We start from the raw sequence: 12,385 nt of genomic DNA, 5'->3' as shown, positions 1-12,385 counted from the left end.
ATAAAAAACTTAATATTAATTTTTTATTTCCAATAAAGGCTGATATATTGCCAAACTTTTATACAAAATTTACAACTTAACAAACCAAAAAAATGATAGTTATTGCAGATGGTGGATCTACCAAAACCAACTGGTGTTTAATTAATGAGGCGGGTAGGAAAATTCACTTTAACACCGAGGGATACAACCCTTATTTTGCAAAGCAAGATTACATTGAAAACTCCCTAAGAACCACTTTACCGGACAGCTTAGATCCTACAAAACTGGACGAAGTTTACTACTACGGAGCTGGCTGCTCTACCGATGCCAACAAAAAGATTGTAGCTGATGCCATGCAAAAGGTTTTTGTGAACGCAAAAATAAACGTTGACCACGATTTGCTTGCTTCATGCCGTGCACTTTTAGGTGATGAACCTGGCTTTGCTGCCATTTTAGGTACAGGAACCAACACTTGCTTATACGATGGTAAAGGCATTGCCCTAAACATCGATTCATTGGGTTATTTCCTTGGTGATGAAGGTAGCGGTAGCAATATCGGTAAACGTCTGTTGGCCGATTACATGAAAGGCTTTATGCCAAAAGGCCTTAGCGAAAGTTTCTTTAACATTTATGGTTTAAGCAACGAAGATATTTTCGACAACATTTATAACAAACCCCTACCTAACCGTTTCTGCGCAAGTTTCAGTAAGTTTTTATACGATTTCAAAACCGTTTATACCGAATATGCAGAAGATGTGATAGACACTGCTTTTACTGCATTCTTCGAGAAATTGGTTATTCACTATCCAAACTATAACAAGCATTTGTTAAACGTGGTAGGTTCTGTGGGCTACAGCTTCAGAGACCGTTTGAGCGTTGTTGCCGACAAATATGAGATGGGTGTAGGAAAAATCATCCGTTCGCCGATAGATGACTTGGTAGAATATCACCTAAGCAAAAGATAATCCATTACGGATTTAACATAGCAAAGCCTCGATCATATCGGGGCTTTTTTGTTGGGCTGGTTTTAATTTGAAAAAATACTTTACTGCTAATCGCCTCCGCAAGTCCCGCTTTCCATTCCAATCTTTTTTGTGGCAGCCAATGCCTTTAATTTCCTGTCATCTTAACTTATGGAAGGATAACAATCGCAAAAACGCTTCGACGGGCTCAGCGTGACAAACAAAAAGGATTTCCATTTCAATCGGGTTTAGTCCACAAAAAGCAACGCCTACTTACCTAACCGCCTTAAAGGCTCATAGCCAATAAAAAAAACCTCACAGGTTTTAAAAACCTGCGAGGTTTGATATCATATTTATATCTTGAAGGGCCTAGATAGACGAAGTCGAGATAACAACAGGCACACAAAGCACAATCACCCATCCATTTCCAATTACTAGCTCCTAACTACTAGTTACTAATCACTAGCCACTAGCTCCCTAGTCCCTAAAAAGAAATCTCTTTTCCGAAAAGCTTATTGTATTTGCGTTTATCGAATTTATAAAGGGTGGCCGCACGGAACGAAACGCCTCTTTGTTTTTCCTCTAGCTCCTTCAGTACCTTAAAGCTCAATATCTTCTTTCTGAAATTACGTTTATCCAATTTTTTACCCAAAATCAGCTCATAAACACTTTGTACCTGAGTAAGGGTAAATTTTTCTGGCAATAGCTCAAAAGCTAAAGGCAAATGTTTGATCCTGCGCTTTATTTTTTCCAGACCTTTATTTAAAATATGCTGATGGTCGAAAGCCAACTTAGGCAAGTCGGCCACATTGATCCACTGCGCTTTTTTAGCATAACTACTTAAAGGCTTCAGAGGTTTTTCGCCACCTAAACGCAACATGGCATAATAAGCCACCGAGATTACCCTACCCTGCGGATGTCGGTTAACCTCGCCAAAAGCATAATATTGTTCCATGTAGATGTCGCTCAATCCAGTGAGCTCCTTTAAAATACGTTGGGCCGATTGGTCCACGCTCTCGTCCTTATTTACCAAGTTGCCAGGCAATGCCCACCAATCCTTGAAAGGCTCTTCATTTCTCTCGATCAGCAATATCTTGAGCTCGCTGCCATCGAAACCGAAAAGCACACAATCTATAGATACTGCAAAGTCAAAACCGGGGGTTATTTCTGTCAAAGCAATGATTTAAAATGTTCCAAATTTGAAACAAAATAAAGACACTTATTTCGTTAATTCATAAAATTTTTGAAAAAAAATTACTTAGTGTAAAAAATACACGTTATATTCGTATAATCAGAATGAAACCAAATATCAAGAACATAGCAGTACTGACCTCAGGAGGCGATGCTCCAGGCATGAATGCCTGCATTAGAGCTGTTGTGCGTACCGGAATTTATCATGGCAAAAACATGTTCGGTGCCATACAAGGCTACCAAGGTTTAATTAATAACAACATCATTCCCATGAATGCCCGTTCTGTAAGCAACATTTTACACATGGGCGGAACCATCTTAAAAACGGCCAGATGTTTGGAGTTTAAGGAAGATGCGGGAATGGAAACAGCCTTCAAAAATTTAAAGGAAAAAGAGATTGACGGATTAGTGGTAATTGGCGGTGATGGAACCTTTACAGGCGCTAAAAGATTTGGCGAAAAATTTGGCATTAATGTCATTGGCGTACCTGGAACCATAGATAATGACCTTTATGGCTCTGACTTTACTTTAGGTTACGACACAGCCATTAACACCGTAATCGAAGCCATTGACAAAATCAGAGATACGGCAGATTCACACGACAGACTTTTCTTTGTGGAAGTAATGGGCCGCGATTCGGGCTGCATTGCCCTACGTAGTGCCATTGCCAGCGGAGCCGAAGCCGTGTTGTTGCCAGAAAGAGAAACTTCTTTAAAAGAATTGATCACCAAGCTGAAAGTAGGTGCTTCAACCAAAAAGTCATCTAGTATCGTAATTGTTTCCGAAGGAAATAAATACGGAGGTGCCTATGATATTGCCAAAGCGGTAAAACGCAAGTTTACCCATTACGACACCAAGGTGACCATTTTGGGACACTTGCAACGTGGCGGTAGCCCTAGTGGTTTCGATCGAATTTTGGGAAGCCGTTTGGGCTTTGCAGCAACCAATGCCCTTATTGCCGGCGAAACCATGAAAATGGTGGGACTGAAAGGCAATGAAATTGGACTAACGCCATTGAGCGAAGCCCTAAGCGGATTAAGTAACTACAAGCTGGAAGACGACCTGCTTGAAATGACACATGTTTTATCCATATAGCATAAATGATAGCAGTAGTATATAGCGGTTCCAAAAACGCTTGCTGGAAAATTTCGCAAGAGGGTAAATCTATGATTGAAACTCATACCGCAGGCATTAATCCTTGCTTTAATGATGCTAAGCAAACGCTTCAGATCCTGAGCAAGAACATTACCTTGATCCACAACGCCGAAAGCATTAAGAAAATCTATGTTTTTGCTGCTGGTGCCTCAGCCAAAGAAAAACAAAAAGAATTGGCCGATACCCTGGAACAGTTTTTTGTGAACAGCAAAATAAAAGTAAAGGATGACTTATATGGTGCTGCCATTGCGGCCTGCCATGATCAAACGGGTATTGTAGGTATTTTGGGCAGTGGTGCCAATTGTGCCTATTACAATGGCAAAAAGCCAGAGAAGAACAATTACGGCCTTGGCTATATTTTGGCCGATGAAGGCTCTGCCAATTACTTTGGCAAAATATTGCTGAAAAACTTCTTGGAAGATAAGCTTCCGGCCGATTTAAAAACGAAGATAGAGGCGCAATACCATTTAGACCGTCCAAACATTTTGGAGCGCGTTTATAGAAAACCTCAGGTACAAACCTATTTAGCCTCTTTTCTTGATTTCTACCTCGAGAACAGAAACCATAAGTTTATACAGCAATTGATAGCACAGGGCTTTGAAAAATATATCAGTACCTATATCCTACCTACCCTTGAAAAACATCCTAACGAAGACATACATTTTGTGGGTTCGGTAGCCGGACATTTCCAAGACCAGCTTAGGGAAGTAGCCGATCAGCACGGCATTAAAATCGTGTCTGTTACCAGGGAACCCATACATAACATATTAAACTATTACACGAATTAACATTACAATGAAACCGTTTTGGTGTCAATCAAAACAGCTTCATCACCATTAAAAATAAAATAAATAGAGCAATGAAAATAGGAATTAACGGATTTGGCCGTATTGGCCGTCTAGCCTTTAGAGCCGCGGTAAAACGTAACGATATCGAAGTAGTTGGTATTAACGATTTAGTGGAGCCAGATTACATGGCTTACATGTTAAAATATGATTCTACCCACGGTAAATTTGATGGAACAGTAGAAGTAAAAGATGGTAATTTAGTAGTGAACGGAAAAACAATCCGTGTTACTGCTGAGAAAGATCCAGCTAACTTGAAATGGAATGAAGTAGGTGCTGAGGTAGTGATCGAATCTACGGGTTTGTTCTTAACTCAGGAAACTGCACAAAAACACATTGATGCAGGTGCCAAAAAAGTAATCATGTCTGCTCCTGCTAAGGACGACACTCCTACTTTTGTAATGGGTGTAAACCACAAAGAGCTTAAAGCTGATCAAAACATCGTTTCTAACGCATCATGTACCACCAACTGTTTAGCGCCAATTGCTAAAGTATTACACGATAAATATGGCATTTTAGAAGGTTTAATGACTACTGTTCACGCGGTAACTGCTACTCAAAAAACAGTTGATGGTCCTTCGGCTAAAGACTGGAGAGGTGGCCGTGGTGGTTTCTCTAACATCATCCCTTCTTCTACTGGTGCTGCTAAAGCGGTAGGTTTAGTATTGCCTTCATTAAAAGGTAAATTAACCGGTATGTCGTTCCGTGTACCAGTTGCCGATGTTTCTGTAGTAGATTTAACCGTTCGTTTAGAAAAAGGTGCTTCTTACGAAGAAATCAAAGCTGCCATGAAAGAAGCTTCTGAAGGCGAATTGAAAGGTATTTTAGGTTATACTGAGGATGAAGTTGTTTCTTCAGATTTCCTAGGTGATGCTCGTACTTCTATCTTTGATGCTAAAGCTGGTATCTCTTTGAGCGACAACTTCGTAAAAGTTGTTTCTTGGTACGATAACGAGTGGGGTTACTCCAACAAAATCATCGACTTAGCTCAAGAAGTAGGTAAGTTCATTTAATCGTAATATCCCAACCAAAATAGCAAAGGCAGTATCTTAGGGTACTGCTTTTTTGTTTTATGGGTATTCCTATCCTTGCTTGTTATTCTGAACGCTGTGAAGAATCTCCCTCAACAACCCAGGCCGTGACCGAAAAGCACCTACACGAAGTAAATCTCTGACAATCCACTTCGGATGACAAATCAACAATTAACCAGTTAAACAATTAACCCAAAAAATCCTTCGCTTCGCTCTGGATGATAAGGCAGGAACCTAACACCCAATGAACTAGTGTACCAATGAACGCCTCCCTAAAAAACCAACCAACCAACCAACCAACCAACCAACTAACAACCCCGAATGTTAATTAAAGTTAAATACAACATGAACAAAACTATTTTGCTTAACACTTCACAATGCGATTAGTATTTTTGCGTTTAAATCATAGTTTTTGCGGTGGATAGCTGCAATATTTACAATAATTGACACTACTTTATAGCATGTTTGCATAAACACGCAACGCAAAGTCACAGAAATGTCATAACGAATGACAAAATAAAATTTTCTTAGTGTATTATTTACACTAAGAAAAATAATGCCTACATTTGTATCGTTGGTTTAAGAGCCGACATTTGAAAATTAGAAATTCCTCCTTAATTGGAATAAAGATCAACCCGTTCATACAGGTTTATATTTGGTTAGAAAGAGAGACAAGTCTGGATGGATTGTCTCTTTTCTTTTTTATAGGCCTCTGAGTGCTGCTACAACTTATAGCTTCGTTTTCTTATTACTTTCACTCTAATCTCCAATGTTTATAGTTTAATTGCAATCAAGCTCATATCCTTATGTTATGCATAGTTTTTATTCCGTTCTTCGCTATCCCAATCAATTAGATTTTTATTTTGATCTTCATATGACCAATGTGATTTCGTATTGTCATTGCAATAAAATCCCTCAAGGTCTAATCTTTCTACAATATCACCTATTGTTTTTCTGTCTGACGACAAATAAGTAAAACGGTTGTCGAAATCTGTTTCAAATAAAATTTTATTGTCAGGTGTTAAAATTCGTGTGTGACTTTCAGGAAGACTATTCTTTTCATTAATCAAGTCTTGAATATCATAAGATGTCCTTTCATCGCTAATGTCTGAATAATGGAAAACTTTATCGTATCCATAAGACTTTAAAAGTTCTAGTGTTGGATTTGTTAGTATCTCTGGATAATTGTCCACCTGTGCTATAACGTAATTATTCGTATCAATAACTGTCATTAATTTTACCCATCCATCTTTATCTGCCGTACGTCTTGCACAGTGAAGAAATGCTAGTAATCTGTCAAGTTCATTTATATCTTTTAGCTGTGCTTCGTCTACTATCTCAGTCCAGGTCAGCCGTGTTGTATTTTTTACAATTTCGTCCTTTATGGGCCATTTTCCTGTTACAAATTTAATGTCGCTGCCGTCCTTAATTTTTAGGAATGGGTGTAAGATTACAAATGTAGCTTCATATTCTGCATAGTGTTGCCTTATGGAATTGCCGTCATTCTCGACATATTTTGCTTGTATTGGTGTCTGTAGTTCCATTTTGAGATGCTGTCGTTAAAAATTACGCATACCAGATTGCGGCTTTGCGTTGTGGGGATTTTTAGCACAAAAGCTCAATCGAAGAACGAAAGTTGAACATTTGCACACATGTTCAATCGAGGTCATTCAGACCCGCTTTTGGCAATATCTTGTTGATGGTAGTTTTTATTCTTTTATCAAAATAAACACCTTTGTATCTACATTTAGTATTTGTGTTTCATTTTTCATATCAAAAGCGCTGTTGTATTCCCAATGTGAATGTCCGCAAAATAATGTTGTTGTATTTCCATTTTCTAATATTTTAGTTATGTTTTTATCTCCTTCCAAATTCTTGTCTAATATTTGAGGAGACAAATGAGTTAATAAAATATTTGGCTTCTTATTCAATAAATTTGATAATGCTTTTAAATAGTCGGTTTCCTGTAACCTGAAGTTTTTGTTTCCTCGTCCAATAATTCCGCTTAATCCTCCAATTTTTAATCCTTCAATTTCAAAAATTTCGTTTATCAACAATTTAGCATTCTTAATTTTATGCAAATTTTCGATGTTGTTAAATTTATCGTGATTTCCTGCAATCCCAATTGTCTGACCAAAAACAGAAGCAAACTTCTCCCATACCTTTGTTGGATCTCCACTTTGTCCTCGTTTAATTAAATCTGCATACAGGTCGCCACATAAAAAAGCAATCGTTCTATTTCTGTCAATTTCTTGAAAATAAATCTCAAAAATTAGTTTCAAGTTGTCGGCTAAAATTTCACCTAAAAGAACACTCTCATTATTTTGTATTACGACACCTTGCAAATCAGATGCAACAACAATTGCTACTATATTTTCGGGAAGTCCATTGATTTTCCCCTTATAGATTGGCAGACTATATTCAGATGGTTCAAGGCTATTTTGAGGAATTGTCAAAAATGAAATCCTCTCAATCGGTTCTTCCTCTATGTCTGTAATATGCAGTGTTTTCATAAAATTACCGCCAACGTTTTGAGGCTTTGCGTTCGGGTGGGTTTCGGAGCACAAAACTGTCAATAAGAACTGAACATGAATAGAAGTACAAAGCTCCAATTTTGCACGTCAGCCCGCCTGACGCAAAACCCGTGTTAGCTACAGTTTTTTTCCTTTCTTGATTATGTTTCCTTCGTTGTCATAAATGGTTGTATAGTCGTCATTGTAAGTCCGACTTGCCACGCCAAGTTTGTCAAGAAGAGCATTTGCTTTTTTTCTTGTGGTAACCCAAGTCTCGTGATTGTCGATAAATTCCAATTCCCAAATTTCGGAAGGAATGTCGTCCGTACTTTTTTTAAATTGTAGCAACTCGGCCTTGAAAGATTTGTCAATTAAGCCTTTTCTGAAAATTGTGTCGAAGCAAACTGGTGTAAACGCATAGTCAATTTCTGATTCAAGTTCGGTCATTGGATTAAATACAGGCCCAGCAAGTTTATCTAACTCTTTTGATGTCAGCGAAAAAAGAATTAGCGAGTTTATCAAGTTCGTATAATAAAAATCAACGTGCTTATCATATTCAATTTCGTCCTTGTCGACTGATGATTTGTCTGTCGATGTCGGTTTAATTCCAAATATTGATTTCAAGTTTATCTTCATTACTGTCGTTCGTCAAAATTGTAGCTAACTTATATATTTATGTAGTTTATTACATAAAGTCAACCAAAGCTGGTCGTGTTTGTGTAACTCAACTAAATTAACACTCTAAAACTTTACGAAATACTAGTGAAAGGATTGAGAGCATAAGTTAAACTAAATTAACAGAATACAATGTTAATTGCAAATGACAGAGTGAAACGATGGCGTGATGTTTTGCGCTTATTACCTTGGCGTAGTACCGATCTTCCTAATCATATTTGCACTGCCTAAACACAAGTACCACAACACTAAAGTTTAGCACTACCATTAATAGCAATTAATTATGTTGATGTTGAACTCTTATACTAATGTCTAACCAAAGCGATTTAGCCCCGCTTTGGCAATACCATTTTTGGCGGTAGTTATTTGTCTAAGTTTTTCTTCAATCTCTTTTACTTTTCCAATCCAATAACTCTTAGCATCTTCATTGCTAATTGCACCTTTTTTTGGTTTCAGGCTATTGGGAACTTGGCTAATAAACGTCCAATTTTTACTTACATCCCTATCAATTTCTTTTTTGGTTGTTGGTTCTTCACGTTGTCTCCAAAAAGTTAATTGAGCTTGATAGCCCTCTTTTAGTTTTTGAAAATAAGCAATTAGTCTTTCTGGGGTATTCGGGATGTAGCCTGGTCCCGTACATCCGCAGGAATGAAAAGTTATACCTACTGAATATAAAAGTTTGATTTGCCCCCATCCTTTGATATCTGACTTTTTGGGTGCTTCAAAGTCTTTACCCATATCAGCCATTAGTTGTCCGCATTCAGGGCATTTTGCTTCTGTCAAATGAAGGCCGCCTTTGCCTTCAATGTCACTCAATAATCTTCGCTTAAAAGTCTTACGGCAATTAAAGCAAGCGTAATGAGGTTTATAATTTGTCATTGCATATCTGCACATATCGAAGTCACGTTTTTATCAGATTATTTTTTGTCGCTTGTACGGTACCTGTTAAATTACCTTCAACATGATCATATACGCAATATATACAAAATCAACCATACCAAACACGAAGTTGTTTTGATAAACAACACGTCACATACATTATTAGAACTTTCGTATTCTGTATTCATTTAAAAGATCAGTTATGTATCACGCTAGACCAGCTTAGCTTCCCTCGTTAATTCCTCTTTCTCAAGACCAAGTTCCTCAGCAAACCAATCTGTCAGTAGTTTTTCAGTTTCCTTTCTATTAAATGTCTTTGAATTTCGCCTTGATTTTAAATAGTTTTCTCTGGTCATTTTTTCAGCCAGCTGCTCAACAATTTGCAGGTCAAGCTCATTACCAACCTTGCCTGCTAACCAAAATCCCGCTATTGAAAATACAATACCCGAAAGTCCTATTTTCCAGCTAAAATATAAAGTTATGAGCCCTCCAAACAATAAAAACAAAAGTGTCCATGTTACCCAAGCCGGTGGACTCAAAATATTCAACTTAAAGCCCAAGGCTTCTTCCAATTTTCTAACTCTTAAACGTCTGTTTTGTGGTGGTAAAATATCCGCAAGCAAAAGGTCGGTCGAGATAATCTTATGGTCAACCTGCAGTGTTGATGAAATGGCATCACGGAGTTTATAGAATGCTTGTTGAGAGGTACAGTCGTCAGCGTGGTTAAGCTGAATTTTGTTCAAAATATGATCACAAAGTCCTCCAAAGGTATCAATATGGACTAACTCATTACCAACGAACTTAATGTCAAAAGATTTCTCCACTTTCCCAAGTAGCTCTTCAATATCTTCTGGATCGACGTTTTTAAGCCCGTAGTCTGTCATCGCATTACTGGTAACTTATGCCTATTAAATTATTTGGTTATGCTAGAATTTCGAGCTGTTAACTGGGTCTAAACTAGCACTAACATTTCAATTTTACAAATGAAACATACGCCTACATTCTACCAAGTTTCAGTTAAAAATCCCCGTTCCATTCCCTTAATCTTTTCCAAGAAATCATCTGGTTGCTCATAAGGATTTACACACAAACTTGTTTGTATTTCCTTCAGCTGAATTTCATCATCAGTTTGATGGGTATTGCTATTTAAGCTCACCCACAACCCATCATCCTTAGCAAACACGGGCAAGGTGATATTAAAGGAAGCCGATTGAATACCCAAAGTTGTTAGAGGAGCTATGGCTAATATTGGCACATTCATTTCGCCTGTGGCAGTGCCAGCAATAGAGATACTTTTAGGAGTTTGGCCATCTGTTTCAAAATAGCGACCCAGTAGCTTTTGGTTCTTTTCGTTTAAACTTGCAGCAGCGCTCAATACCGAATTGCGCAAGGCGAGCATAAAATCAACAAAAGTAATCACCTCTCTCATGACTGTTGATGTCCTTTTTTGAGCGTTTCAAATTTTTCCATCGCGTTTTGCAATACCTCTTTATTTTCTGATTTCATCGAGATCCCAGCCTTACAATTTTCACAATGAAAAGCTGCTCCATTTAATAGGCCATATACGTCTATTTTTATAACTACGTGACATACTGGACAATTAAGGTTAACTATACTCATATTAATGGCTAATTGGCTGAACACTCTTGGTAAAGGCTTCTATAATGGTTACCATGCCAGCCGGTAATGGTACGAGAGCGGCGTTAAGTGAAACGTCCATCTTAATCCCCTCTTCTTTAGTACCCTTAAGGATTTTCCCCAATAACTGCGGCTCTCCTTCTGGATTATTTTCCAAATGGCTAATATCCATTTCAAATTTCACCTCTAATTGATTAACAGCCAAACTACTTAACGGTATAATGGTAAGCAATGGCAAATCGAAAGAGGTAGTGCCTTCTACTATTTTAGGAGATTGGTCAATTTCACCTGGTACCGCCGGTGTGATTACGTTTCTGGTCAGTTCCATTTTAACCATTTTAGGCGTATAGCTGTCACCATTTTTTGTAAAACAGTATGCTAATAAAAAATCAATTTGTGCCTGTGACATTTTAGCATTGGCTTGTGCCGCAGCAATAAGTGGCGCACTCATCAAGTCTGCCAATTGCTGAAGGCTTTCTTCCGGCGTTATTTGTTCCGTCATGATGTATAGTTATTTGAGAGAAGATTTTTATTTCTTGTAATGATCCGTTAATTACTCCTAAACTAGGTCTTTAGATGAATATTTACAAATGTTTGCACAGCCTTCAATAATATATGTTGTAAAACACGCAACATTCCCTTAAAAAAGTTGTCGTTTAATTAATGAGGATATTTGAAACCATCAAACCAGGTCATCCATTTCTACAACAATACATCAGCTATTACTACCTTGATATTGCTGATGATGAGGATTATTGTAACGAATATATCTGCTATCCGCATTACAACAATACCATTTCGTTATATAAAAGCCATACGACTTCATTACAAAACAACCATTCGATAGTTAGTTTTGAAAAAGATGCTGCTCCTCTTCAAATCTTCACTCCATTAAGGGAAAATATCCTAAAGGTTACACAACGAGGCCCCGTTTTTAAAGTTGGGATTGTCTTCGAACCTTTTGGGATCAATCAATTTTTACGCAAAAAGATCCCCCTCAATGAAAGGGCTTGTTCTCCTGCATTTCATTTTTTCGACGAAGGTTTTGTGCGTAATCTTTTCAACGGGTATCAATTTACAGCTATGGCTAACCTGTTGGATGTTCAACTGCTCAAGCTATTTACTCCAATGGAAAATCCCTACCTCACCAAAGCCATAGAAATTTTCAGTTCAACCACAGATGAAGTGGGTATAGATGAGCTTGCGGAAGTGAAATTGGGCATTAGTAGGAAGCATTTAAATAGGCTATTCAAGCGATATATTGGAGTTACTGCGCAAAAATACCGCAGCATTGTTCGTTTCAGACAATTAATAAACTGCAAGCTTCATCAAAATGAACCGCAAAATCTAACCGCGTTATCGCACCAAGTGCACTACACCGATCAATCCCACTTCATTAAAGCTTGTAAACAGCTCACGGGTTTAACCCCTTCTCAATTTTTTAAAGATGGTGAAATGATAGGGTCCGAAGACACTTTTTGGAGCTTCGCTAGATAGGTCACAATTTTACAATTTTC

The 12,385-nt window shown here is 37.8% G+C and carries 13 protein-coding genes; 5 read left to right on the top strand and 8 right to left on the bottom strand.

The features are described from left to right. Nucleotides 1-92: 92 nt before the first annotated feature. Complete coding sequence (locus ABDV71_RS12430; protein ID WP_343533013.1) at nt 93-944, top strand: BadF/BadG/BcrA/BcrD ATPase family protein; 852 nt, start codon at nt 93-95, stop codon at nt 942-944. Between the two features lie 481 nt (nt 945-1,425). On the opposite strand, the gene ABDV71_RS12425 is transcribed toward ABDV71_RS12430, so the two are convergent. Continuing rightward, on the bottom strand, nt 1,426-2,115 hold the full coding sequence (locus tag ABDV71_RS12425; protein ID WP_343533011.1) for an NUDIX domain-containing protein: 690 nt from the start codon (nt 2,113-2,115) through the stop codon (nt 1,426-1,428). A 122-nt stretch (nt 2,116-2,237) separates the two neighbouring features. Here ABDV71_RS12425 and pfkA point away from each other — a divergent pair, with 122 nt between their 5' ends. From pfkA to gap, 3 genes are all read left to right on the top strand, one after another. Beyond that, complete coding sequence (gene pfkA, locus ABDV71_RS12420) at nt 2,238-3,227, top strand: 6-phosphofructokinase (RefSeq protein WP_343533009.1); 990 nt, start codon at nt 2,238-2,240, stop codon at nt 3,225-3,227. Nucleotides 3,228-3,232: 5 nt separating this feature from the next. Continuing rightward, nucleotides 3,233-4,075 (top strand): hypothetical protein, encoded by an 843-nt coding sequence (locus ABDV71_RS12415; protein ID WP_343533007.1) that lies wholly within the window; start codon nt 3,233-3,235, stop codon nt 4,073-4,075. 71 nt (nt 4,076-4,146) lie between these two features. Beyond that, nucleotides 4,147-5,145 (top strand): type I glyceraldehyde-3-phosphate dehydrogenase, encoded by a 999-nt coding sequence (gene gap / locus ABDV71_RS12410; RefSeq protein WP_343533004.1) that lies wholly within the window; start codon nt 4,147-4,149, stop codon nt 5,143-5,145. An 827-nt stretch (nt 5,146-5,972) separates the two neighbouring features. Here gap and ABDV71_RS12405 read toward each other — a convergent pair. The 7 genes from ABDV71_RS12405 to ABDV71_RS12375 all read right to left on the bottom strand — a co-directional run bounded on the left by ABDV71_RS12405 (nt 5,973) and on the right by ABDV71_RS12375 (nt 11,370). Continuing rightward, complete coding sequence (locus ABDV71_RS12405) at nt 5,973-6,707, bottom strand: DUF2711 family protein (RefSeq protein ID WP_343533002.1); 735 nt, start codon at nt 6,705-6,707, stop codon at nt 5,973-5,975. Nucleotides 6,708-6,872: 165 nt separating this feature from the next. Continuing rightward, nucleotides 6,873-7,676 (bottom strand): metallophosphoesterase, encoded by an 804-nt coding sequence (locus ABDV71_RS12400; RefSeq protein WP_343533000.1) that lies wholly within the window; start codon nt 7,674-7,676, stop codon nt 6,873-6,875. Nucleotides 7,677-7,814: 138 nt separating this feature from the next. Further along, entirely contained in the window at nt 7,815-8,123 is a 309-nt protein-coding gene (locus ABDV71_RS12395) for a hypothetical protein (protein ID WP_343532998.1), read from the bottom strand. Between the two features lie 540 nt (nt 8,124-8,663). Next, nucleotides 8,664-9,230: a hypothetical protein gene (locus ABDV71_RS12390; protein WP_343532996.1), complete on the bottom strand. Its 567-nt coding sequence runs from the start codon at nt 9,228-9,230 to the stop codon at nt 8,664-8,666. A gap of 212 nt (nt 9,231-9,442) precedes the next feature. Then, nucleotides 9,443-10,114, bottom strand: coding sequence for a hypothetical protein (locus ABDV71_RS12385; protein WP_343532994.1), 672 nt, complete (start codon nt 10,112-10,114; stop codon nt 9,443-9,445). 119 nt (nt 10,115-10,233) lie between these two features. After that, the gene (locus tag ABDV71_RS12380) at nt 10,234-10,659 is read right to left on the bottom strand and encodes a hypothetical protein (protein WP_343532992.1); all 426 of its coding nucleotides are present in this window, start codon (nt 10,657-10,659) and stop codon (nt 10,234-10,236) included. A 192-nt stretch (nt 10,660-10,851) separates the two neighbouring features. After that, nucleotides 10,852-11,370 carry a DUF2589 domain-containing protein gene (locus ABDV71_RS12375; protein ID WP_343532990.1) on the bottom strand — a complete coding sequence of 173 codons (519 nt, stop codon included), beginning with the start codon at nt 11,368-11,370 and terminating at the stop codon, nt 10,852-10,854. A gap of 161 nt (nt 11,371-11,531) precedes the next feature. On the opposite strand from ABDV71_RS12375, the gene ABDV71_RS12370 reads away from it, so the two are divergent. Then, nucleotides 11,532-12,365, top strand: a complete 834-nt coding sequence (locus ABDV71_RS12370) for a helix-turn-helix domain-containing protein (RefSeq protein WP_343532988.1) — start codon at nt 11,532-11,534, stop codon at nt 12,363-12,365. Nucleotides 12,366-12,385: the final 20 nt, after the last annotated feature.

Source organism: Pedobacter sp., from assembly GCF_039594775.1.
GTDB lineage: Bacteria > Bacteroidota > Bacteroidia > Sphingobacteriales > Sphingobacteriaceae > Pedobacter.
The sequence above is the reverse complement of the archived record's forward strand: the minus strand, read 5'-3'. Positions and strand labels throughout refer to the sequence as shown.